Below are 23503 nucleotides of genomic sequence, written 5' to 3' on the forward strand. Positions count from 1 at the left end.
GCCGGCACGATGCACGGGCGGGGCGATGCAGGACGTACGGGAGCTGCTGGCCGAATACGGCCAGGTCCACAGCGACGAACTACCGGCGCAGGACCGCCACCGGCTCCTGGTCGAGGTGGTGACAACCCTGATCCGGCGCGCCGACCCCGACGCGACAAGCGCCCACCGCTCACCCGACGAGCCGGCCGTCTTCTTCGAACTCGCCGGACGCGACTACGCGATCACCGTGTCGGCCGCGGCCGGCGACGACGCACCCGAGGCGGCCCGCGCCGCGGTGCGCGCCCGCGAACGAGACCTCGGGCAAGGGGTGCGATGGATCCTGCTCTGCGCGAGGGTCGAGGGCCACGAGATCGACGACGCCGTGAGCAGCGTCCTGTCGGCGCAGGGCGTTCTCCTGGACCGTGACCATCTCGAGGCCGCCGTCTGCGACCTCGCCTCCCTCGCGTCCCTGATCCGCGCGGCCTTCCGCCCGCCGCGGCCGCCGCACACCCTGCTGCACGACCTTCTGCTGGAACAGCCTCCGGAGCCGGCCCCGGCACTGGCCCTGGCGGCCCGCCCGGCCGGCGCGGCGAGCGTGCCGTCCCGGCCGGCGGCGGGCGTCGACCTCTGTGTCGTCATGGCGGGCGAGTCCTGGCCGCTGCGGCCGACCGGGATGGCCTGGGAGTCCGCCGACCGTGCGCTGCTCACCACCGACACCGGTCTGGCCGAGGTGGACCTGCAGCGGGGAGGGACCAGGTGGCGGCTGCCGCTCCCCGGCGTCCACGGTGATGCGCAGGTGCTGCCCGACGGCACGGTGTGGGTGCTGTGCGGGCCGGCTGCGGTGAGGTGGCGCGACGGCGTACTGCAGGCGGCCGGCGGCGGATTCGAGGCGAACGCCAACCTGCTGCTGGGCCCCGACGCGAGCGTGTGGGTCCTGTCCGGATCCGGAGCGACCCTCGGCGCCGGCACCGGCTCGACCCTGGCGCTCACCCGGCTCGCCGAGCAGGTGGGCGACCAGCAGCGCTTCTCCCTCGACTTCGACGCGGCGGTCCGCTCGGCCGCCTGGCTCGGCGAGCGGCGCTTCCTCCTCGCCGCCGGCGGACACAGCGCCGTCGTCGACCTCGCCGTCAGCACCAGCGCCCGGGGACGCGAGGACTGGATGCCGACCCCGGTGTCCTACCCGGGACATCTGGCGTACCGCGGCGGGAACACCGTCCTGGTGGCCGGACGCTCCGGCTCGGGGGTCGGCGTGGAAGTGCACGCCCTCGACGCGGCCGGCCGCACCAGCGACGCGGTCGCCGAGGTGCAGCTCGGCGACGTACTCGGGCTCCTCCAGAGCCCGGCGGGCGGCCCCGCGTACCTGCTGGGATCCCTGCCGACCAACGACGTCAACGCCGTCCACCCCGTCCTGATGAAGATCACCGGCCACGTCCCCGCCGACGCACCCACGGCCGGGGACCTCGCGCCACCGCCGGCCGACGACCCGTACGACGCGGTGCGCCGCCAGGCCCGCGGAGTGAAGAAGGACTACGCGCTTGAGAAGTTCCCGCTGCCGGACGGCCAGGGCGGCATGGGCATCGTCCACGAGGCCGTGCACAAGGAGACCGGCACCGTCGTCGCGTTCAAGAAGCCGCGCTCGCTGCGCGAGAACCTGACCGCGAGGATGCTGCGCGAGATCGAGGTGGCGCAGAAGCTCGGCGCCAACCGCCACGTGATGCCCGTCCTCGACTCCAGCCCCCGGGCCGAGTGGTTCGTCATGCCGATGGCCCAGAACACCGCCGAAGGCCTCCAGCCCGAGCTGCAGCGCGACGAGGCGCAACTGCGCGCCCTGGTCGACGCGGTCGCCTCCGCGCTGACCGACGCCCACCGCCTGGACTACCTGCACCGCGACATCAAACCCGCCAACATCCTCCTCCTCGACGGCCGTTGGGTCCTCGGCGACTGGGGCATCGTGCGCCGTCCCCGCGGGCAGACGACCAACCCCAAGCGCACCGGCACCACGATCGGGACCGCCGAGTTCGGCGCCCCCGAACTGTCCGTCGATCCGCACAACGCCACCCCGGCCAGCGACATCTACAGCCTGGGCAAGGTCATCGGCTGGCTGCTCACCGGCCTTCCCCCGGAGGTGAACGTGCCGCTGCTGCCGGCCGGGCCCTGGCGCGGCGTCGTACGGCGGTGCACCTACCGCGATCCGCTCCAGCGCCCGCAGACGATCGCCGACTTCCTCGACCTGGTCGAGCAGGAGATGGCACCGGAGATCGACCTCCCCGTTGCGCGGGCCCACCAGGTCCTGGCGGCAGCCCAGCAGGGAGACACCGACGCCGCCCGTCGGCTGCTGGCTCTGGCCGCCGACCACGGCGACGACTACGAGCTCTACCTGGACGTCCTGCCCGGCCTGGACATGGACACGGCCGCGCCGCTCCTGCTGGACCACCCCGAGCAGACCCGCACCCTGGTGGAGGCGATGACCGCACACGTCCGGGGCGACGGCACCGGCTGGCCGCACTGGAACGAGTCCAAGCGGGCCATCGCCTGGCTGCGCGGCGTCGCCCGCCACGCTGCCGAGGAGGAGCAGTGGGACCTCCTGGAGGAGGCCGCCCGCGGCATGTGCACCTGGGACGAGGCGTCCAACGAGTTCGACCAGCAGATCGCGACGCGGGACTGGCTGCGCCGTCTGCACGGCCAGGCAGCCCGGATCCTCGCCGGGGTGCTGCACGAGCATCCCGGCAGCGCCCGCTACTACTACGAACTCGCGGGCGAACGGGCCGTGGACATGGCCATCCGCAACGCCGTCAACCCCTCGACCAGCAACTGACCGCACAGCGCTGAGGCACCCACGCTGCACGGCCGGTCGCGTTCGCGAAATCCGCCTGGCCGGCGGCAACGGATGCCGGCGCGCGTACGCCTCGCGAGGCGGGGCAGCGCCGGCTATGCCTTCATCTGGGCCAGCTCCCCGACGGCCTCCAGGGACGCGGTACTGAGCTGAGCGGCCTCTGCCTCGCCGAGGACACCGCGAGCGAAGTGCAGAGTGGCCTGCCGTGGAAGAACACGCGTGTTGAACGCGCTCCTGGCCTGCAACAGGGAGTTGCCGAAATGGCGTGCGCTGTTCCGTAGGTCCGACGGGTCGCCGGACCGGGCAGCGGCGACCAGGACGAGCGCGTTCTCGGCGACCTCCTGCTGCTCCCTGCGTACGGTGCGCGCCGCGTCGACGGCGAAGTAGAGGGTCACCGGGACGAGCGGGAGGAGGGCCGACGCGGCGAAGTCGGCGGTCAGCATCTCGTCCCAGCTGATGTCCATCCACCACATGAGCAGGGGGGAGACGGCGGCGGTGAGTATCGGCCAGGCGATGGCCGACCCCCACGCCGCAGCGGCGAACCGCCGTCGCACTGCGGCCGGGGTCAGCGCCGGGGCAGGTGCTTCCTCGTCCTTCATGAAGAGCATCATGCCTGCTCACACGGTCAGGCCGTCGACGAGGGGGCGGCCTGACCGCGGGAATCGAGTGGTCGGCACGTTCGACGGCGAGGGCGCCGGACGTGGTGTCCCCCCGGACAGGGCGCCCCATTCGCGCACGGTGTCACCGGGCTGGCCCCCTGCCGGGGCCTCGGGGCCGCGCGAACGGAATGGCCGACCAGCCCTGCTCCAGAACCGCGTTGTGATCCAGGAACTTGTATCCCTGGAACAGCGGCCGCAGCGCCGCGCCACCGCCGGCGGCGCTCGCGCGCAGCACGTCGGCCAGGCTTGTGCCGGTGATGGTGACCGCGTCCTCCAGTTCCTGGATGGCGGTCACGGTCACTGGCACGCTGGTCGACGGCAGCTCGCTCCGGTGTTCGGGCGTGTTGATCTGGTGGAACTGCTCGGCGGTGACCACCATGCCGACCATCGGACGATCCCGCGGGATGTGGTCGAACTCGGGGTGCGCCCCGGAGCGGATGCGGTCCGCCGAGTTGTCGACCTGTTTGAAGGCCTTGCGGAACTGGCTGTCCAGGATCGTGGTGAAGTTCTCCGCGCCCAGGCGCAGCGCCTCGCCCGGCCTGGTCGACTTGACCTCGACCAGGAGCACCAGGTCCGGGAAGACCACGATCCAGTCGACCGACTTCCCCTTCTGCTTCTTGGGCAGCTTGTACTCCACCTCGGCGTGCACCTCGGCGTCGGCGAGCAGGGCGAGCTGGCGGCCCACGTACCGTTCGAACAGGTGGCCCAGGTCGCGGGTGAAGGCCTTGCCCCGCTCCGAGTTGTTGTCGCCCCCGGTGTAGTACAAGCCGAGCGGTGTGGCCTTGGCGAGCACCGCGGCCGGGACCGGCACGAGGTACCCGCCGGGCATCCCGCTGACCAGGGGGCGGGACCGCAGGGGGTTGTGGGTGTAGCGCCTCACGAGAGGGTCGGCACCAGCGGGGAAGCTCGTACGGAGCCTGAGCTTGGTGGTGGCGAAGTGCCGCCGCAGCACAGCCTTGACCTGGGCAGGAGAGCGCAGATGGTCGAACTCGACGTAGTCCCGGGCCGGGTACCACTCCACGGCGAACCGGCCCCGGCGGCGCGGGTCCGGGTGGTGGGTGGCGCAGGCCCAGACGAGTTCGGCGAGGCCGACGTAGTCGGTCAGCGAGCAGCCGAGCAACTCGTGATCCCATCCGGGGCGGACGACTTCCAGACCGTCGGGCTGAGGCGTCTGCTGGAGCAGGGCGACGGACCGGCTGAGCTGCGCGTAGTCGCTCTCCTGCCAGCCGCCCTGCTGGTGGGTGACGCGCTGGAGGAAGCGCTCCAGCCGGAATCCGTCGTCGGGGTCGTGGGTGACCGGGTCGTCCAGGGCCAGGTAGAGGCCGACGATCTCCGCGAGGTCGTCGCTCGTTGCCGCCGGCCTGGCGTCGCTTCCCAGAGCCAGGGACACCCACGCCGCATCCTGCAGGGCCCACGGACCGTACGGGCCGAGAGCCCGCTTCCCGAGGTCACGGACGGCCGGAAGCCCAGGGCTGGTGGCCGCGATCAGCCGGACCAGCGAGTCCGGCGAGTGGCGCAGAACGCGCTCGATGTACCGGTGCTCCGGCACGGGGCGCGAGGGAAGGAGATGCCGCATACCCGGGATTCTTCACCCCGCCTGACCTGCCGCGTACCGAGTTTCCCGCCCCCCCCCCAGAACACTACGAAGCCTCCGCCTGCCGGACAAAGCCACCAACTTCCTGCGCACTGCCGCCCTGGAGTCCGCCAGCCGCAGCGCTCGATCAGGCGTCACCGGTGGGCGCTACACCGAGCCCTCGGCCTCCAGAGACCGGAGTGCGTCGTCCGCCGCAGCTGCGAGGGGATGCTCCGGGGCCGAAACCTGAACGGTGTGTGTGAGGGCGAGGCGTGCGGTGTCGGCACGGCCGTGCAGGTGCGCGGCGATGCCCAGCGCGTACTGATCGTCGACGTCCGCGAACACCTCCCGCGTCCGCTTCCACGCGCCATCGTCGAGGGGACGGGCCTTATGCCCGTGATCTCCGTTGTCGGCGCCGGCCGCGTAGCCGAGCACCCGCCAGGCGTCCGACTCGCCGCCGCGTGCACGGAAGAGAAGTCCCGTCGTGGCGCCCTCGGGGATGGAGCTGGCCCAGTCCAACGCGCGCCGGAACGCGTGCAAGGAGTCGTCGCAGCGACCCTGTGCCTCCCACAGGCTCTGCAACTCGTCCTCGTGGAGCGGGCGATGGACACCGCAGCGACGTACGTCGACGACGGCCTGGACCAGCCGATGCCCGTCGGGGTTACTCCGCGCTCCGCGCCGGTAGTGCTTGATCAGGTTCTCGCCGCCGACGAGCGACTCGGCGATCCCTTTGCTGACGGGGTAGCCCATTTCCCTGAGCCAGGACCGCTCGCGCGGGGTCAGCGTGAACGGCACCGTGATGCGGTTCGCGTATTCCAGGAGGACCGTCCGGGCAGGGGCGGTGGCTGCCGAGCTGTCCCGCAGTACGCGGTCGGCCCAGAAGGTGTCGATGCTGGCCAGCACCAGGGCGCGGGGGAGGACCTGATCGAGGATTCCGCGGCCGAGCAGGACGAGGTCGGCCGGCGTCAGGCCGTCGAGCCACAGGACGTACGGGCCGTCCCCGCTGAACAGGCTTGGAAGGTCTGGCCGGGCCGCAAGGTCGGCAGCGGTGAGCCGGTACAGCCGCCCGTGCGGGAGGCAGCTCTGGACCGCCTCGTACATCGACCGCGTGATGCCCGACAGGGGAGGACCGACCAGCAGCACCATGGGGTTCACGGGGCCGGCGGCCGACTTCAGGAGCCGGGTGACTTCCTCGACCGGATCGTTGCGGTCACCGGGCTGGGTCACGCGGGCCCTCCCACAGGAGCCGAGGACGAGCCGAAGACTTCATCCAGCTCGGCGAGCAGCGCAGGATTGACGATCCGCACGATCGCCTCGACGTCGGCGCGGCTCGCTGCCGGCCACAATGCGGCGCGCGCCGTGCGGTACTTCGCCGTCAGGCGCTCCCGCTTCTCCGCCGGGAGCTGGGCGGCTCGGTCGGGGCGGCTGTTGTGGGCGTTGTCGGAGATCTTCAGGAGCGTCGCCGACCGGTCGGCGGTGATGCGCCGGATTTTCTCCTCGTACGTCATGCCCGCCTCGTTGGTCACCGCCTCGACGATCCTGACGACCCGCTCGGGAATCCCGGCGCCCGCCAGCTTCTCGGCGGTCCAGTCGGTGTCCTGCACGACGTCGTGCAGGAGGCCCGCCATGACGAGCTCGTCGCCGAACGGCGCGAGCCCGGCGGCCACCGCGCGGACATGCTCGATGTAGGGGACGCCGATCTTGTCGACCTGGCCGGCATGCGCGCCCTCGGCCAGAAGGTCGACCTCGCTGACGGACAACATGATTGCTCCTTCACCGGGCGGCACCCGGCTTCGATCTCGACCGTCACACGGCCTGGTTGGTTGGAAAACACCCTGCCCTACGCCGAGCGGCGCCGGGCACGGAGTACGGCAGCGATGCGGATCAGGCGGCGGCCGCAAGGGCAGCCAGGACGAGCGCGGTGACGTGACCGGCCTGGTCGACGAAGGCGGCGCCGCCGTTGGCCGCGTACTTCGGCGCCCGGCCGACGTGCTCCATCCACCACAGGACAGGCCACCGGCGGTCCAGAAGAGCGTGCGAGGCGCCGACCCACGCCAGGGAGACGGCCGTGATCGGACCGCTCAACGGCAGGTTCAGCACCGCTGTGCCCAGGGCCAGCAGCACCGCCGAGACGAGTACGTGTGTCGCGGCGTGGGACAGGTTGGCGCACCATCCGGTGATGCCGGGCTCGGCCTTGTGCTCGGCCTGGTGATCGCTCTGCAGGGCGTAGTCGGAGAGCAGATGCGCGGCGTACAGCAGAACGAACACGGTGGCGAACAAGGGGAAGTGCCTCCATAGCCACGTGAGTTGCGCGCTTTGGGGTGCGCTGACTCACTGTGCTTGCGCCTTGCCTGTCGCTCCGCTCCCGAAGACCAGACGGGGCGTGACGCCCCTCACAGCGGCGCAGAGGCGAGCGGACGGCGCACGCCGATGGTCCGAGTACGAGGCGGGCGGCGGAGGCGGGGAGCCGGGCACGGGGCGCTCAGTTTCGGTCCAGGTGGTCATCCTGCCGTCGGGTCCTTGGCGCCTTCGGCACCTTTGCGGATCGCGCGGGCCACTCCCTCGAAGGCGTCGAGCGCGCGGGCGTCGAAGCGTCCGTGATGGGTCTGGATGTCCTTGCCGAGCTGGTCGTAGAGGCGGGCAGCATCACGGAACCGGCCCTGCTCTTCGGCCTGCGCGGCGTTGGCCATCCGAAGTTCGACCTCTGCGTCGCTGAGGTCCTGGTCCTGATCGCCCATCCGGTGATCTCCTGACTTCCTGGGGCTGGGAATGCCGTCGCGCGGAGGTGGGCGCCCTGGGCGTAAGCGCCGGGCGGGTTGTTCCTCACGGTGTTTCCGTCCCGCCGGACGGAGCCGCGGGGTGCGTGCTCGTCGCCACCGGTGAGGGCAGCGCCACGGCGGCGGCATCCTGTGCCGACTGCAGCGCTTCGTTGAAGAGGTCGAGGGCTTTGGCGACCTCGTCGCTCATCCCCTCGATCTCGGCGACCGCGAGCTCATCGCGGGCGGTGGACGCGAGGAGGTCGAGGAGTTCCTCGGTCCCCGTGGCCAGTTGCCGCAGCTGCCTGAGCTCGTGACGCCGCCGTTCGGCCTCGGCGATCTGTGCGGCGTAGTGCTCCAAGGCCTCGACGCGGCGCCCGATACTGGCCAGGCTGATCCGCAGGACCTTGTTGCGGGGTTCCAGGGCCTGCGCCACCACCTCGCTCACCGCCTGCGTGGGGCCTTGTCCGGCCACGCGGCTGTAGGTGCGCAGCGAGTCGGCGATCTCCCACACCTGGCTGTCCAGCCGACGGTCGTTGTGCTGCTTGTCAGCCGGGTCCAGCCGCTGCACCGAGGAGCGCTGTACATGGGAGACGGCCCGTGCGGCACGGGCAAGCAGCTCGCCCGCGTCGGAGTCGAGTTCCTGGTTGAGGACGAAATGGGCGTGCACAGCGGCTATCCGGCGCAGTGCCGACAGGCGCCGTCGGCGCTTCGACACCGCGATCGCGGCGGCCAGCCCGTAGGCGCAGATTCCAGCTTCGGCCATGGGCACGCTGCGGGCGAACGCACTGAGCAACATCCATCCGAACCACCAGGAGGCGCGACGCCCGCCGAGCGGGTCGGCCAGCCCCCACCACTCGCTGGTGAGGTCAGAGCTCAGCGCTGCGCGCAGCTGCGCGGGCTCGGCCTGCCGCAGGAGCTCTTGGACAGGCGCCGGCAGTTCCGGGTCCAGCGTCAGCCGCGGCACCACCATGCCGGTCTTCTCTCCGTCCGCCGGCTGCACGCCCGCGGGCTTCCACCATTCCGTCACCTCGGTGACTCCCCTCCTCGCAGGTGTGGCCGGTCCTCAGCCCTCGTGGTGCGCGTCGGCTACGACGACGGCGGGCGGAGCGAACGAGGCCAGCGCGCGCAACACCTCGTCGTAGACGACCTGCTCGCCGAAGACCTTCAGCTCGAATCCCTGGACACCCCGCGCGAACCTGGCCTCGTGGGCCGGGCCCTGCCGTACGACGAATCCCTTGCCGCCGCGCAGCAGCGCGGCGTCGATCTCGGAGATCCACGTCTGCTCGTCCGCCACTTCGGCGGCGGGCTCGACCCAGATCTGATGCCACTGCGTGGAGGCCTCCGGCCCGTACACCAGATGGAAGCGCCGGCCGAAGTGGCCGCCGTTGACGACCTGCTGCTGGCGGAACTGGCGGCTGAAGACCACCGCGTAGGCGCCGTCGAAGGACTCCACTTCGAGGACGTCGCCGTCCCCCGCCCAGACCTGCCCTGCGCCCGGCCTCACTGGTCCGTCTCCGAGCCAGCCGGAGCGAGGTGCTCCTTCTCGGCGCGGCACGGACCCTGCTCGGGCAGCGTCAGACCGCAGGTGCCCCACCCGGTCTGCGCGGTGCACCGCTCCAGCCGGATGTCGCCGAGCTCGCGCAGCGCCGTGGAGAGAGCGGCCGCCGTGGTCACGACTTCCTGCCAGGTCTGCTCGGTGCGGGTGCGGGGCCACTGTTTGTGCCGCGCCTGGCTGAACGCCTGCTGGGGCTCGGCCAGCTGCGGGTAGCGCGAGGTCCAGCCCAGGCTCGCCTCGTCAAGCATCGACAGCGGACCGGTCAGCTCGGGCGACAGGTCCTTGACGCGTTCCAGAGCATCGGCAAGCTGGCCGGAGGTGAAGTCCTTATACATGTGCGTCCCTTCTTCGGTGCGGGATAACGGGGAGGGCTGTGCGGACGGTGCAGCCGAGGCTGCGGCCGCGGGCTCGGGCGTCATGCGCCGGTGAGCAGCAGGCGAGCTTCCGGCTGCGCCCGCTCGTGGAGGGGTTCACGCGGCTCCACCTCCCCGGCGATGACGCGCGCCGGGCCGACTGCATGGACCCGGCCGGCGATGACGCCGCACCGGCGCAGGTAGTCGAGGAGATGCAGGGCGAGAGCGGGCGGTACGTGGGTGAGCTTGACCTCCACCTCGCTGGCGTCGTGGTTCAGCGTCACCCGCCCGTCGACGGGCAGCGCGACCTGGCCCTCGGGCACATGATCACGGCCGGACCAGAATGAGGTGTCCCGGTCCGGAGCGGAGCGCGGGTCCAGCCCGCCGATGCCGTGAAGGCCAGGCACGAGCTGTTCGATGAGCTCGTTCAGCCCGGCCCGCGCACGCCGCGCCGCTTCCCTGCGGCCGGCGGCTTCCAGCGCCTCGCGGAGGGTGTCCTGGTAGGCGGGCATCAGCCGGCGCAGCACGTCCCCGGCGATGGCATCCGGGTCACGGTCCATCGACACGGTGATCGGATCGGCGCGCCATCCGCTGTAGCCGTGCGGGTATCCGGTCTCCACGGTGAGGCGGCGGCCGGCGGCGCCCTTGCGGGAACGCCCGTGGTGCCGGAAGGAGAAGTGCATCCCGTCGCGGTGGCCCACCGTCACGTTGCCCCAGTGAGCGGGCGTCATGGTGTGCGTCCAGCCGCCGCCCTCGACGCCACGGGCGTTGAAGGCTGCCGCCACGCCGCGCCCGAGAGCGTCGAAGTGGGCCAGGGTCCGGGCCAGTTCGGCCTTGCTGCGGGCGTCCTGAAGGAAGTCGTCACTGGGGGAGACGACCGCCATGAGGGCCTGGTCGAGTGCGGGGTCGGGTTCCTGGTGGTGGGCCAAGTCGAGATCTCCTTCATGGGACGGGGACGGGGACGGCGAGGGCTAGCGCGGGAGCTGGGCCGCGGCCGCGTGCAGGTCACCGAGCTCGGTGACCGCCGCGGTGAGCTCCGGGAGCTCCTCCCAGGCATCGCGCCGCGGGTCGGGCAGGGCGGCCAGAGCATGACGCTCGGCGAAGGCCCGGCCCTCGGCGGTGAGCTGCAGCTGGGCCTCCTCCTCGACGAGGCCGCAGGCGATCGCCGCGCGCACATCGGTGTGCAGGGGCGCCTCGAAGGTCATGTAGCGGCGGACGTCGTGGTCGGCCAGGCCGAGCAGGACCTTGAGGACGCCGGCCGGATCGAGGTAGTCGTCGGAGTTCGGGCTGGCGAGCACGTGGGCGACCGTGTCCTCGAACGCCGTCTCCACCGCCTGCTGGTCGACTCCGTAGGCCTTGACCTCGATTACGCCACGGGGGCGGAACTCGATGCCCCGGCGCACCGCCTGGGAGGTGAACCAGCTCTGGAACTCCCAGACGCTGCGAACGTACGGACCGCTGGCCTGCAGCTCGCGCCGGCGGGCGAAGCCGGTGAAGCTCGCACTGCGCGCATGCTGCGTGTGGAACGCCGGCACCCGGGTCCATACCGCGGCCATCCCGCCCGGTCCGCGAAGGCGCCAGTGCTCCTGCGTGCAGGACTCGACGTGTCCCGTGAGCCGCTCCGCGGATTCGGGGTATCCCTCGGCCCGGTCGCGGTCGATCGTGCCGGCGTGGACGCTGTTCCACTGCTCGACGAGCTGCTGCGCGTGGCCGGCGTCGAAGAACGCCTCGCGGTGGCCGTTGAGAACGGCGATGTGGAGATCCGTGTCCGGACGCGCTGCGGCTACCTCGCCGGCCGCGGCCGCGGTCACTTGGCCCCCTCCGGGCCGGCGTCGCCGGCGGACGGGGCGGTGATGCCGGAGTGGCGCTCGCCCTTGCCGGTGAGGGAGACGACCAGGTCCTCCTCGTGGCCGGCGTCCAGGTCCTTCGTTTCCTTCTTGAAGATCTGACGGGTGCGGACCAGGCCGTGCTCCTCGAGGGCGCCGAGCGCCACGATGATGTCGGAGTCGTCGGGCTGGGCGTGCAGGTGCAGCTGGTGGCCGTTGCCGATGACGCCTTCGATCGCGCCGGCTGCGACCTGGTGGCCGGCGGCGGGGGAGGGCACCTCGGTGCCGTAGGACGTTGCGGCGAGGGTCTCCAGCAGGGCGCGCTCGAGCGGGCTCAGGGGGATCTCGGTGCGGCGCACCCCGGGCGTGCGGTTGTACTCCTTGTCCGCGAACCTGCGCACACCCTCGGCGAGGTAGACCGGCCCGGAGGCCAGCTCCTGGACGAGGTAGGGCTCCAGCGCGGGGCGCAGCTGGCTGGCGCGCTGCTTCGTGTTGCCGGTGATCTGCGCGACCTCGGCCATGCCGGCCAGTTCCGGCACGAGCGGCAGGGCCTGCTGGCGGTCGAACTCGTCCTCCGTGAGCACTTCGAAGCCGCTCATCTTGTTGGGGTAGATCTCGTGCTTGAGCAGGGCGCCCTGGACGTACTCGACGCCGCGGGTGCCGGCGTCCACGGGGCTGTCCGCCTCGATGAACAGGCGCACGGTCAGTCCGCCGGCGGGGGAGGAGCCGACGGAGGCGTCGTAGCGGGAAAGGTCCTCGTGGACAGCGCTGATGATCGTGTCGGGCGGCAGCTCGCTCACGTCGTACTCCACGCGCACGTTGTAGCTGGTCTGGGTCATGGCTTCCTCATCTCGGGGGCAGGGCAGTGACGGCGCGGTCGGCCGGGCGCCGGGGGTGACCCCGGCGCCCCCGGCCGATCAGCGAGTGCGCTGGGGCTTGGGCTTGCCCTTGCGCTCGGTCTCGTGGACGAAGCCGAAGCGCTTGAGATTCGCTTCCGCATTCTTCAGGCTGCGGTATTCGCTTGGGGTGCTGGACAACGTGGTGACGAAGGTCAGCTCCTCGCTCTGCTCGTCGGTGGCCTCGGAAAGGACGAGGTACACCTTGTAGTGGCTGCTCTTGGTCTCTACGAACCGAAATCCCTGCTTTTCAGCCTTCTTCTTCAGCTGGTTCAGGTCCTTCTTGGTGGCCATGTTCTCCCCTAACGCTTAACGCCGTCAAGAAATATGATCCCACACATCACTAAACAACGTCAAGCATTGTGAAAAACTAGCCCTAGGGGTGTGGGGAGCGACCCCCGACGGAGCCACCATGCGGCCGTGACGCGGCCTCGGACACCACCCCTGATCCGGCAGGACACAGCGCGGCAGCCACGTCCGCGCACGGCGGTCGCGGTGGCCGGAAACGGGCACAGCCGCTTCGAGGCGAGCGCTATGGTGTCCCCCGGGCAGAGACTGCTGCCTCCGTCCGCACCCGGTGGCCCGGACCCACAGGTGCGCCAGCGGCGGGAAGAGACGAATCGTCACGTCAGTAGCACCGCCACCCCTTGCGTCTGTCGGCGCGCCGGTCCGGGCAGTCGTGCCGCGGAAACGGATCCCCCCATGTCCAGGGACAGCAACACGATCCTGCTGCGCCAGCAGTACACCGGCGAGCCCCGCCAGGCCGCCCACGCCTTCTACCAGGCCCGGGGCCTGTACTTCGGCCTCGTACCCGACGTCACCGACCCCGCCCAGCAGCTCCTCGAAGCCGCCCTCGTCCGCACCCTCGCCCGGCCCCACCCGCAGATCCCCGCGCCCTCCGCCGCGGGCACCTTCTTCGGGCTGCGCGGGGTCTCCCCGGACATCGACACGCTCGTGCTGTGGCCCCACCCCGACCATCTGACCCAGCTGCTCGGCCGGATCCTGCCGGTCCGCACCGACACCGGGATCGCCGGCATCCCGGGACTGCGGGCCCGCCCCCACCCCAGCCGCACCGACACGCTGCTCCTGGCCCGCCCCGGCCACCGCGCCCACCTCACCCTGCGCGCCCGACCGGCCGCCCTCCAGCAGGCCGAGGACCGCATCCTGGCCGCCGGCCTCGAACCGCTGTGGTCGGCGCGCACCTCACAGCCCGGCGAGCGCCAGGCATGGGACCGCCTGGCCGGCGCCCTGCCGCCCCAGGAGACGGCACTGTGGAGCCGCGCCCTGCGCCGCGCCGGCCTGCACACCAGCCACGTTCCGGACTGGACCCGGAGCGCGCCGGAGCCCGGACAACTCGACGGCCCCAAGCCCCAGCGCATCGCCGCCCGCCCCGTCGGCCCGGCCGGAGGCCCTGCCCGCGGCATCATCGCCGTGACCAGCTCCCGCGGGCAGGCCGGACTCGGCTGCACCACCACCGCACTCACCCTCGCCGGCGCACTGGCACGCACCGGCGCCCAGGTCGCCCTGATCGGCGCCGACGACCCCAACGGCCTCCACCGGATCCTGAGTTCGGCGACGCCGCAGCCGGGACGATGGCACGATCTGCTGCCCGACCTGCCGGGGCCGGGCACCCTGCGCGGCATGATCCTCTCCCCGGGCGAACCGAACGCCGAGGTGCTGCTCGCCGACGCGGCCCGCGGGCACGACACCGTGGTCCTCGACGCCGGCGCCGCCTTCCAGCTGCGCCACCTGGCCGGGCATGCGGACGCGGCCCTCGTCATCACCGACCTCGACCCCGAAGTCTGGGGAGCCACCGAGATCCTCGACCGGCGCCCCGACTGGGCACAGATGTGGGACTGGCTCAACACCCGCTACCTCACCGCCCGCGCCCGAGCCAGCGACGCCCACTCCCAGCTCCTGCGCTTCCTGGACGAGACGTTCGAGATGTACGTCTGGGACCGGGTCTCGGACAACAACGCCGACGTCTACGACGCCGACGACCCAGCGGACACCGACGCCTGGTGGGACGACTTCCAGCCCGACCACGACCCCGACCCCGACCCTGAAGACGACGAGCCGCTGCTGCTGCCGGAAGACATCGACGCCGAGACCCTGGACCTCTGGCGCCAGGACTTCCTGGCCTTCCTCGGCCGCGAAGGGGCCATCCGCCACCCGCATACCTGGGACGCCGTCGCCGCCGTGTGGATCGACCACAACCGCACCCTCGACCTTCCGGGCAGCACGGGCGACGAAGCCCTCGTCGAGGAGGTCCTGCGCGAGGCCGCCCCGGCCGCCATCGCCCGCTGGGGCGAGCAGACGTGGCAGGAACACCACCCCCGGTGGGCCGCGGCCGACGCCCGCACCCGCAAGGACAGCCTCACCCCCTGGCAGCACCTGATCGAGGAGACCATCCAGCCCGCCGACCCGGCCGCCACCGCGCGGTTCCTGCTCGCCCACCTGAGCCGGCCGGACGACACCCCCATCGCGCTCGCGATCGCGCACGTCGACAACGCCCTCGACGCCGAGCAGCACCACCTCGCCGCCATCCGTGACGCCCTGCGCGCCGAGGGCATCCCGGCCCTCACCGTCCTTCCGGACCTGCACGATCACCCGGCCCGAGGAGAAAACCTGCAGTTCCTGGCACGGCCCTCGGACCAGGACGCCGCGGCCGCCAACCGCCTGGCCCTGGTGGTGGCCGACCTGCTCGCGACCCGGGCACGCCCCTGACCGCGCCCCGTGTCCCACCCGCCGGCCTGCCGGACGTGCGGGCTACCGGCCGAGCTCGCCCACGCCCAGCCAGAGGAACAACAGGCCCAACAGGGTGAAGCAGCCGCTGACACCGATCCCGAAGAGCTGCCCGAACAGCGGCGACCACGCACCGCCCCGTCCCATGACGGTGGCGGTGCGCGCCGGGTTCTTCCCGAGCCGGTAGCGGACCGTCACCGCCTGGCCCTGGGCCATCAGCAGCGCGTCCTCCTCGAACTCCACGTACCGGCCGTCCGCCGTGGTGAACCCGTAGACGTGGTGCCAGTAGGTATTGCCCTCGCTGCCCTCCGAGGAGTAGCGGCGCACGCACACGCCCTCGGCGACCAGCCCGCCGAACAGCGACCGGAGCCGTCCCACCAACTGCCGCACCAGAAAGCCGCACAGCACACCGAACGTCGCCAGAAGGAACCCACCCGCAGCCGCCATCTCCATTCGCGCAGGCTAGGCGGCCGGCGGGCCGCGCCTCCAGCACGCATGTCGGGCACGGCGGACACCCCCGGGGGGGGAGAGTCCCGGGATGCCCGCAGCTGGGAAAGGCCGCCGTTATCCCCGACCGGGTGAAGCCGAGGGCTTCCGGGCGTCCTTCAAGGCGCTGCTCAGCACCGACCCGAGTTCCTCCTGGACCGGCTTGACCCGGTCGTCGTTCCAGGTCGAGGGCGCGAAGAGAAGTTCCTCGAAGGCCTGGCGCTGGTGCACGGTGCACAGGGCGACCACGCCGTGGCCGCGCAGAGCGTCAGCCGTCTCGGAGACCGCTTCAGGGCCGCCCATGGGCCGGTACATGTTGGTGATCAGAACCACGGGCATCTGCGGGTCAACACCCAGGGCACGCACGCCGCGCAGGAGGGCGGCGGCGGTCTCCTCGCCGGTGCCGGGCCTCTGGCGGCGCTCGATGAGGTCGTCGAAGTCACGGACCCGCGCGGCGTCGCTGCGCACCCCGGCCACCCACCGGCCGATGACCGACTCCCAGTCCACCCCCGCGCCTGTGATCGGGCCGAGGGCAGCGGCGAACTGCTGCCGAAGTGCTGGAAGTTCGTCCTCGGCGGGCGCGAACGGTGCACGCGCGTCCTGCTCCAGGCGGCGGCGGTGCTCCACCCATTGCGCGCGGACCTCGGACCACACTGCGCCATGGCGCCGGGCCCCCTCGTCCTCGACCGCCGCGAGGAAGGCGGCCCACCCCTGCTCCCGGACGTCCGCGTCCTCGTCAGGGCCGGGCGGGAACGGGAAGGAGGCGCCTTCCAGGGACCGGGCGGCTGCGGCCGCATCCCACCAGTCGTCGCCCTTTCCCTCATCAGCCAGCGCCGCGAATCCCTCAGCGTGGTGCGGTCCGTACGCGAGGAAGCGGGCATCCAGGACCGCCATCACCGTCTCCGGCGCCGACCGGGGCAGGTATGCGGCATCGTGGCGCAGGTGTGCGTTGAACCGGGCGTTGAGCCACCGCATCAGCTTCGCGGTGCGCCAGGTCTCCCGCTCCTCCACGGTGGCCGCGCGCGGCTGCAGGTCGACCTCGGAAGCGATGGTGGCGAGGAATTTGGAGGCCCGTACGGCCAGGTCCTCGATGGGATCCCCGTCGGCGCTGAGGCGCTGCAGGTTACGCAGCCGGTTGTGCGCGATCCAGGAGTCGCGCACCGCGTCCCAGCTGTCCGGGTGCCGGCGCTGCCCCTCGGCGGTGATGAAGTCCAGGAAGTGGCGGCGCCACAGGTCCAGAGGTGCCCCGTCTTCGGGCGGCAGGACATCGTCGGGGTGTCCGGGCGCTCCGTCGGCCCCCAAGTCCCACCACTCCTCGACGTCCTCGGCGTCGTCGACGTCGTACACGTCGGCCTCGTCAGGGGCCTCAAGCCGGAGCATGGCGTAGTAGAAGAACTCCCGGTCCAGCGCCGTACGCAGCCGGTCGGCGTCCATCTGCTCCGCTGAGGGGCGCTGCCACTGGGCGAAGTGCTCGTCGAGCGCGGCGAAGACACGAATCTGCTCGGGCCTGCGGTCGATGACGTCGACCTGCACCCAGTCCCGGGCGCGGTAGTTGTCCGTCAGAACGGTCAGGTCGGCGGCCGGGAGACCGGCGAGCTCGGCCGGCGGGCGACCCCCCACATCGAGGACCACGACCTCCCCGCGGCTCGTCGCCTCGGCGGCGCGCACCTCCAGGTGTTCCCCGTAGTAGCCGTGCGAGGCGGCCAGCAGCCGGCCGCCGCCTGCCGGGGCGAACGGCTCGTGCCACACCGCCGTTTCGCCGGCCGCGTCCTTGGCCACATGCCGCAGCATCGCGTCGTCGGCCACCAGGGCCACGGTGCGCCCGGAGCGGGTCAGCCCGTAGGCGATCTGGACGCTCAAAGTGCTGCAGCCGGTCCCGCCGCGCGTCGAGCGGACGTGCACGATCTGCGGGCGCCGGGAGACCGGCCCGTGCGGGCGCGGCACCAGCGCGGACTCGTCACCGGCCAGCTCGGCGAGCGTGGGCTCCCGCGAGGCCCAGCCGGAGGCGACCTCGCGAGCGAGAAGCGGGCGGCGCAACGCGCGGCTCCAGGCGGGCGCCGACTCGGCGAGGGAGATGTCGATGACGCGGCGGGGGGTGTCCTCGAACGCCGTGCCGCCCTGGTCCCACAACGGCAGCAGACCCGCCGCCGCGCACAGGATGCCGGCCTCCCGTACGTCGCGTGGCTGCGCGGCGAGCAGGACCTGACCTGCGGCGCGCACCCGGGTCAGGGCGAGGTACTTGCCGTCGCGGACCCAGCGCAGTCCGGCAACGCCGGTGACGGTCGAGCTGGTCTCGCTCGTGCGGCTGGGCAGCAGGCGGGCCAGGACCTCGGCCTCGTACCCGGACGCCGGCCACAGCCTCAGCTCGTCGCCGGGCCCCGGGCTCGCCTTGGCGATGCCGAACAGGGTGCCGGCCGCCGCGAGGGGGCCGAAGGGGCCGCTGGTCCGGGCGAGGGCGAACAACAGGGAGGCCTCGAGCAGTTGCTGCTCGGCGGAGGCGGCGTCGGGGGCCAGGCCGTGAAGAAGTCCGTGGGCCTTGATCCAAGAAGTCGCCTGGGCGTGGTTCTCGCCGGTGACGGCGGCGCGGGCGACGGCATTGCGGTCGGCTTTCGCCATGATGTCCCGATCCTCGACGTGGCTCCCGGACCGGCACGCCGACGGTGGGCGCAGCAGAAAGTCAGTTCACTGTGAGGATCTCCCCCTTAGCGCCTTGGATGCACGCGGGTCCGGGCCGCAGTGCAAGGCGGGCGGCAGCAGGTCTGCCTGCCCGTCATCGTAGCGGCGGCAGGCCGGGAGAGAGCAAGCCCGCCGCGCGCACGCGCTGGGGAGCGGTCACATGCCGTACTCGCGCGCCCGGGAGGAGAGGCGGGAGGCGACGGCTTCGGCGACGTCCTCCAGCTCGGAGCGCTCCTCGGCGGCGGCGGCGAGCAGCGCGTAGGCGACGGCGGACTCGCCCTTGGTCAGGACGGCCAGACGCGGGCCGGGCCGGTCGAGCGCGGCGGTGAACTCCGCTTCGTCCACGGCGAGGTCACGCAGCGCGGGGTCGTGCTCGGCGACGCGCTCGGCAAGGCGCGCGGCGAGTGCGGCGGCAAGTGGGGAGAGCTGGGTGGCTGTGCCTTCGACGAGCGTGAGCAGGCAGTGGACCACCGCGCTCTCGCCGCGGGTCAGGACGGCCAGGCGCGGGCCGGGGCGATCAAGTTCGTCAGTGAACTCAGCGAGCATGGACGCGAGTTCACTGTCCCGCACGCCGCAGTGGGTGACGCCGGTCAGGGAGGTGACGCCGCGGTCCGTGTCGATGTTCAGACCGCCGATCGTGCCCGCCATGATGACGGTCCCGGTGTGGACGCCGCCGGTGATGCTGTTGGTGACCCTGGTCATGGTGAACCGTTCCTTCTACTCGATGGAGAACAAGATGCGCGGCCGCACGAAGAGCGGCCGGAGCCACCGCGCGTCCCGGGAGCGCCGGGCGCCGCAGGGGCATGCTGGTCTGCTGAGGGGGCGCCGGAGCGCGGCTGCTACTGGCGGCCGTCGAGCCAGGCGCGGTACTCCTGGCGGACGTAGGCGCGGGCGGCGCCGCCGTCAAGGCCGGTGCCGTCGGCGACGGAGCCGGGGGTGGTGGGACCGGCGACGTACACATCCATCGCCTCGTGGTCGAAACCCATGAGGTCGCACGCGGCCTGGGCGGCCTGAGAGTTGATCCGCTCGATGACCGCTTCCGAGTGCAGGCCGCGAAACCGGTCCAGCTCGCTGTCGTAGGCGAGTCGGTCCAGCAGCGCGGCCTTGCGCAGCAGGAAGGTGCGGACCTCGCCGACGTCGGCCGCACCCTGTTCGGCCAGGGCGGCCAGGGCGAACTGCTCGGCGTCCGGGCTCGGGGCGCCGTCGTAGGCGCAGCGGTAGTCCGGGCCGGAGAACTGCGGGGTCTCCAGCACACCCCAGCCGGCGTTGCAGCCGCGGCAGTCGAAGCCGATCACGTCCTTGCTTGTGCCGGCCTGCTGGACCAGGCGCGGCTCGAGGTCGGTGCACCGGCACTGAGCGCACCGGATCGTCGTGCTGGTCAGCATCGTGGTGTCCCCTTCGGGCTTCGGGCGGATGAACGTCCCGCGCCGGAGGTGAGGTCAGCGAGCGGACGCCTGGAACATGTGGTGCTCGGCGCAGGGGCGGATACCTCGCCCGGCGACGCGAAGGGGCGGTTTCCACTGCGGTCGAACCTGGTCAGTTCCGGATGATCCGGACGGCGTGGCCCCCACGGAGGGCGGCTTCCGGGGAGGCCGACTCCGGGGCGGCGCTGTCGGAGGTCGCGGCCAGGGCGTACCCGCCTGCGCGCAGGGCCAGCAGCAGGCGCTCGGGGACGGCGGAGGCATCCGGGCGCTCGTCCGGGGCCACGGCCACCTTGCAGAGCACCTCGCCGCCGGCGTTGACCCATGCTTCCGCGTCGGACACATGGTGTACGCCGGCCTTCTCAAGGGTCTGACGGAGACCGTGCAGAAGGCCAGGCGCACTGGTCGGGCTGCTCATCGTGACGAACCGTCCTTCAGGTAGAGGTGCTGGCGCGGCGGGCCGGTGAGGCCGCGGCTCAGAGGCTGAGCAGGTCGCGGACCGCGTCGGGCAGCTGGGCGATCTCGGCGGGCCGGTCGAAGAAGTAGTCGCGGATGCGGCCGGCGAGCTCGCGGTCCACGCTCACCTCCTGCGGCGCCGCCGGAAGGCCGAGCACGGTGCGCGCGGCGTCATCCAGGTGCGCGGCGAGCGGCTGGTAGTCCCGGCCGTCCTCCTGTGCCATGAGCTGGTCGAAGGTGGGACGCGGGCCGACCTCCGGGAGCGGTCCGACGGGGCGCAGTACGGGCTGGTCCGCCAGCCGCGAGTCGCGGGGGGTGGGCTGTTGGCCTGTCATGTCGTCCTCCAAGTCTGTTGGTGAGTCTGGGTGTTCCTCGCCTTCAAACAGAATACTCGCATTCCTATACGTTGTCAAGAGTTATGTAAAAGTAGAGGGGTTAGTGTCGGCGGACCTCGTTCATGTCGACGAGCTGCACCACCACGCACTTGCGCCCCTTGATCGTCACGTTCTCCTGGACGCCCACGGACACCCAGTTCGAGCCGCTCTCGTGCAGCCGCTCCCGTTCCAGATTCCCGTACTGCGACACCTGCGCGACCGCGGCCCCGCGCCGGGAGACCATCTCGAACACCACCGCGTGGTCGGCCTGGCCGGACCGCCCGTTGTCCTCCCAGTCGGTCCGGGCGAAGTACGTGTCACCCGCCACCTCCGGGCAGTGCGAGGAGGAGAGGAACGAGGGACTGTGGTATCGGCTGCCGGCCGGGAAGTTCTCCTGTGCCCACTGCGCGACCCGGTTCGCCTTGCGGACCTCCAGCGGGGGAGTGAACCCGCGGAAAGTGCGGTGAGGGACCTCGGAGGTGCCGGACGAGCGGATCGCCGAGTTGATGTTCTCGGTGACCACCCGCATCGGCACGTTCATCTTCTCCGCCGGCTGGTCCAGGTCGTGCCCGTTGTAGAGGTGGGCGTTGATCTGCCGGTACATCGAGCCGGTGTAGGTCGAGACCCAGTGATGCTGCTCGGAGCTAAGGCGGGAGGCCCACGCGGCCGACTCCGGCTCCAGCAGGCCGGCCCGCTGCTCGTTCAGCTGATCGCGCTGCGCAGCGCGGCCCAGGCCGTGCCGCTCCCAGGGCCGGGCCGCCTGCCGGCTGCGCGCCGCGGCGATGATCTGCTCGGCGTGATCGGCGGGGACGCGGTCGTAGATGACCTGCCCGTTCTCGATCCGGTAGGGCCAGGGCGAGTTGGCCAGCGCCTGGTAGCGGCCCTGGTCGAGCCGGTTGAACACGACCCGGGCGTGCGGCGGCTCATCCCCGTTGGCCGGATACACGGTTGCCGAGCCGGCGAAGTCCTCGCCGCGCCAGGCCACCGTCTGCCCGCCGTCGGCGCGCGGCACGAACGTGGCGGCCCCGCCGGCCCCGCTGGCCCGCGCGAAGGCGTCGGCGGCACGGACGTGCTCGGGGTACTCCGGCAACTGCGCCGGGCCCCACTCGTCGTCGGCCGGCTCGGGCGCAGGCGCGGGCATCGCCCACGCGACGCGGGGGTCCGTGGCGTTGGGGTAGCGGGGGGTCTGCTTACGGTCGCCGAGCATGGTGCGCGTCGCGGCCGCGGACAACTTCGCGTTCTCCGCGTACAGCTTGGCCTGCTCGTCCTCGCCATTCTCGGCGGCCTGACGGGTCTTGGCCTCCCACATCTGGGCCGTGGCGTACGCGCCGAGCGCGGGATGCCCGGCGCCGGCCACGGCGACGTCCTTGCGCAGAGCGGTCGAGGCTGCGCGGCGCGCGGCCCGAACGGCCGGGTGGGATGAGTCGCACCTGCGCCCGCCCTTGGATTGCGACCTGCACACCGGAAGCGCCCTCCCTTCCTCACCCGCGATCCGCGGGGCTGCCCGAGCGGGCAGCAACGCGATCTTGGAAGGGGCGGCCTGTGGACAGAGGCCGTCGATCGCCGGGGAGGGTGGAGCCGCTTCCGGTGCGGCTCGTACCTGATGCGGACGCACAGAAGCGGGGCGGCCGTATGCGGCCGCCCCGCCTCTCTGGGTCAGGGTCGAGAACTGGAGGCGCCTTGAAGGCGCGGGCCTACGTCAGCTGAAGACCGGCGCGGGGTTGGCGCGCCGCTGAATGGACTGGTCGAGCGCCACCTGTACGGAGGGAAGGCTGGCGACGCGGCCGTCCTTCTTGTAGACCACGGTGACGCCGCCGACGATCTGGAAGTCGGGGTCGTGATCCTTGAGGAACTCGCTCGCGCCGACCTCGAAGACGTACATGTCGTCGTTCTCCACGATCATCCGGTCGTCGATGGTGAACGTGCCGGTGCTCCAGGAAGGCTCAAGCTCCGTGCGTACCCGGTCGCGCGCCTGCTCGTATGTGATGGTCATGGGCGGGTCCAATCCTCGTATCCGATATCATTAAAGTACCCCGATCGGGGGTGTCTGTCAAATTGAAATGGCGCCGGATTCTCGTCTAGCCCGCGATGAAGCGCTCCAACGTCTTCTTCGACGGCGTGGGCTTGTCGTCCATGCGCATGTACGCACTGGACTTGGCCAGCGAGAAGTAGTGCCCGGCATCGGTCACCGCCGGGGTCGGCTGGCCGTCGACGAACCGGATCTTGCCCCCGACGTTCTCGACCGTGAAGGCGTGTCCACCGCCGTTCTTCCACCACACGGCAACCATGCCGCGGGACCCCGGCTCGCCGAACGCCCGCTCGATCTCGGACCGGCCGACATCCGCGGTGCCGCTGTCGCAATGGGTGAAATTGCCACCCCATGCCTCCCCGAGCTCGGACACCTTGCGCCCGCGCGTCGAGTCGGGGCCGGCTTGGACGTCCATCCCGCGTCGGCGCAGCTCGTAGGCCTGCGCCACGTGGCTGCAGTTCATCGAGTAGGCCTGCACGCCTGGCTGGTACTTCGGGTTGGCGGCGTCCAGCGCCTTGTCGACCTGCTTGTTCGTACGCCGCGCCGCGGCAGCTCGGGCAACGCTCCCCTGCGTGTGACTCCGGGCCAGCTGAGCGGCGTGGTTCATCTGGTTCTTGGCGTCCAGGGCAGCGCGCTCCGCCGCGTCGTGGTCCCCTTCCTCCGCCGCAGCACGGGCCCGATCGGCACTCGCCTGAGCCCGCTGGCGGGCACGCCACGCGGGCCCGCCGTAGTCGACCTCGCCCTCGTCAAGAGCCTGCTGGTAGTTCTTGGCAGCCGCGGAGGTAGCCGTGGCATACCGGGCCCGCCGGACTGCCAGGCTGCTCCCCCGGCAGCGCCGGCCGCCCTGCGCGAGTGATCTGCACACGTCTGCTCCCCTTCTCCG

General features: G+C 71.7%; 24 protein-coding genes. 2 read left to right on the forward strand and 22 right to left on the reverse strand.

Annotation, left to right across the window (positions count from 1 at the left end):
* Positions 1 to 25: 25 nt before the first annotated feature.
* Positions 26 to 2794, forward strand: a complete 2769-nt coding sequence (locus OG764_RS39045) for a serine/threonine-protein kinase (RefSeq protein WP_328973567.1) — start codon at positions 26 to 28, stop codon at positions 2792 to 2794.
* Positions 2795 to 2907: 113 nt separating this feature from the next.
* Here the strand turns inward: OG764_RS39045 and OG764_RS39050 are convergent, their stop codons facing one another.
* The 13 genes from OG764_RS39050 to OG764_RS39110 form a co-directional block, all read right to left on the reverse strand.
* Positions 2908 to 3411 (reverse strand): hypothetical protein, encoded by a 504-nt coding sequence (locus tag OG764_RS39050; RefSeq protein WP_328973568.1) that lies wholly within the window; start codon positions 3409 to 3411, stop codon positions 2908 to 2910.
* Between the two features lie 142 nt (positions 3412 to 3553).
* On the reverse strand, positions 3554 to 5047 hold the full coding sequence (locus tag OG764_RS39055; protein ID WP_328973569.1) for a nuclease-related domain-containing protein: 1494 nt from the start codon (positions 5045 to 5047) through the stop codon (positions 3554 to 3556).
* 165 nt (positions 5048 to 5212) lie between these two features.
* The gene (locus OG764_RS39060) at positions 5213 to 6271 is read right to left on the reverse strand and encodes a hypothetical protein (RefSeq protein ID WP_328973570.1); all 1059 of its coding nucleotides are present in this window, start codon (positions 6269 to 6271) and stop codon (positions 5213 to 5215) included.
* Positions 6268 to 6807, reverse strand: a complete 540-nt coding sequence (locus OG764_RS39065; RefSeq protein ID WP_328973571.1) for an HD domain-containing protein — start codon at positions 6805 to 6807, stop codon at positions 6268 to 6270. The genes OG764_RS39060 and OG764_RS39065 overlap by 4 nt, the downstream gene beginning before the upstream one ends.
* A 121-nt stretch (positions 6808 to 6928) precedes the next feature.
* Positions 6929 to 7324: a DUF3307 domain-containing protein gene (locus OG764_RS39070; RefSeq protein ID WP_328973572.1), complete on the reverse strand. Its 396-nt coding sequence runs from the start codon at positions 7322 to 7324 to the stop codon at positions 6929 to 6931.
* A 221-nt stretch (positions 7325 to 7545) separates the two neighbouring features.
* Entirely contained in the window at positions 7546 to 7782 is a 237-nt protein-coding gene (locus tag OG764_RS39075; protein ID WP_328973573.1) for a hypothetical protein, read from the reverse strand.
* 85 nt (positions 7783 to 7867) lie between these two features.
* The gene (locus tag OG764_RS39080) at positions 7868 to 8830 is read right to left on the reverse strand and encodes a hypothetical protein (protein WP_328973574.1); all 963 of its coding nucleotides are present in this window, start codon (positions 8828 to 8830) and stop codon (positions 7868 to 7870) included.
* A gap of 36 nt (positions 8831 to 8866) precedes the next feature.
* Positions 8867 to 9307: a hypothetical protein gene (locus tag OG764_RS39085; protein WP_328973575.1), complete on the reverse strand. Its 441-nt coding sequence runs from the start codon at positions 9305 to 9307 to the stop codon at positions 8867 to 8869.
* Positions 9304 to 9693, reverse strand: coding sequence for a hypothetical protein (locus OG764_RS39090; protein WP_328973576.1), 390 nt, complete (start codon positions 9691 to 9693; stop codon positions 9304 to 9306). Before OG764_RS39090 ends, OG764_RS39085 begins: the two co-directional genes overlap by 4 nt.
* Positions 9694 to 9773: 80 nt before the next feature.
* Positions 9774 to 10640 (reverse strand): hypothetical protein, encoded by an 867-nt coding sequence (locus tag OG764_RS39095; RefSeq protein WP_328973577.1) that lies wholly within the window; start codon positions 10638 to 10640, stop codon positions 9774 to 9776.
* Between the two features lie 42 nt (positions 10641 to 10682).
* A complete protein-coding gene (locus tag OG764_RS39100) occupies positions 10683 to 11522 on the reverse strand; it encodes a hypothetical protein (RefSeq protein WP_328973578.1) in 840 nt (279 codons plus the stop codon).
* Positions 11519 to 12376, reverse strand: a complete 858-nt coding sequence (locus tag OG764_RS39105) for a hypothetical protein (RefSeq protein WP_328973579.1) — start codon at positions 12374 to 12376, stop codon at positions 11519 to 11521. The genes OG764_RS39100 and OG764_RS39105 overlap by 4 nt, the downstream gene beginning before the upstream one ends.
* Positions 12377 to 12454: 78 nt before the next feature.
* Positions 12455 to 12727 (reverse strand): hypothetical protein, encoded by a 273-nt coding sequence (locus OG764_RS39110; protein WP_328973580.1) that lies wholly within the window; start codon positions 12725 to 12727, stop codon positions 12455 to 12457.
* A gap of 408 nt (positions 12728 to 13135) precedes the next feature.
* Between OG764_RS39110 and OG764_RS39115 the strand changes: the two genes are divergently transcribed.
* Positions 13136 to 15160 (forward strand): hypothetical protein, encoded by a 2025-nt coding sequence (locus OG764_RS39115; RefSeq protein ID WP_328973581.1) that lies wholly within the window; start codon positions 13136 to 13138, stop codon positions 15158 to 15160.
* A gap of 42 nt (positions 15161 to 15202) precedes the next feature.
* Here OG764_RS39115 and OG764_RS39120 read toward each other — a convergent pair whose 3' ends face one another.
* From OG764_RS39120 to OG764_RS39160, 9 genes are all read right to left on the reverse strand, one after another.
* A complete protein-coding gene (locus OG764_RS39120) occupies positions 15203 to 15631 on the reverse strand; it encodes a DUF3592 domain-containing protein (protein WP_328973582.1) in 429 nt (142 codons plus the stop codon).
* Positions 15632 to 15742: 111 nt separating this feature from the next.
* Positions 15743 to 18280, reverse strand: coding sequence for a hypothetical protein (locus tag OG764_RS39125; protein ID WP_328973583.1), 2538 nt, complete (start codon positions 18278 to 18280; stop codon positions 15743 to 15745).
* A 216-nt stretch (positions 18281 to 18496) separates the two neighbouring features.
* Positions 18497 to 19042 (reverse strand): hypothetical protein, encoded by a 546-nt coding sequence (locus tag OG764_RS39130; RefSeq protein ID WP_328973584.1) that lies wholly within the window; start codon positions 19040 to 19042, stop codon positions 18497 to 18499.
* A gap of 137 nt (positions 19043 to 19179) precedes the next feature.
* Complete coding sequence (locus OG764_RS39135; RefSeq protein WP_328973585.1) at positions 19180 to 19725, reverse strand: hypothetical protein; 546 nt, start codon at positions 19723 to 19725, stop codon at positions 19180 to 19182.
* A 151-nt stretch (positions 19726 to 19876) separates the two neighbouring features.
* Entirely contained in the window at positions 19877 to 20179 is a 303-nt protein-coding gene (locus OG764_RS39140) for a hypothetical protein (protein ID WP_328973586.1), read from the reverse strand.
* Between the two features lie 58 nt (positions 20180 to 20237).
* Positions 20238 to 20552: a hypothetical protein gene (locus tag OG764_RS39145; RefSeq protein ID WP_328973587.1), complete on the reverse strand. Its 315-nt coding sequence runs from the start codon at positions 20550 to 20552 to the stop codon at positions 20238 to 20240.
* A gap of 100 nt (positions 20553 to 20652) precedes the next feature.
* Entirely contained in the window at positions 20653 to 21948 is a 1296-nt protein-coding gene (locus tag OG764_RS39150) for a hypothetical protein (RefSeq protein ID WP_328973588.1), read from the reverse strand.
* 342 nt (positions 21949 to 22290) lie between these two features.
* Positions 22291 to 22584 carry a hypothetical protein gene (locus OG764_RS39155; RefSeq protein ID WP_328973589.1) on the reverse strand — a complete coding sequence of 98 codons (294 nt, stop codon included), beginning with the start codon at positions 22582 to 22584 and terminating at the stop codon, positions 22291 to 22293.
* 85 nt (positions 22585 to 22669) lie between these two features.
* Positions 22670 to 23485 (reverse strand): toxin glutamine deamidase domain-containing protein, encoded by an 816-nt coding sequence (locus OG764_RS39160; protein WP_328973590.1) that lies wholly within the window; start codon positions 23483 to 23485, stop codon positions 22670 to 22672.
* Positions 23486 to 23503 lie beyond the last annotated feature (18 nt).

Source organism: Streptomyces sp. NBC_00239 (assembly GCF_036194065.1).
Lineage (GTDB): Bacteria > Actinomycetota > Actinomycetes > Streptomycetales > Streptomycetaceae > Streptomyces.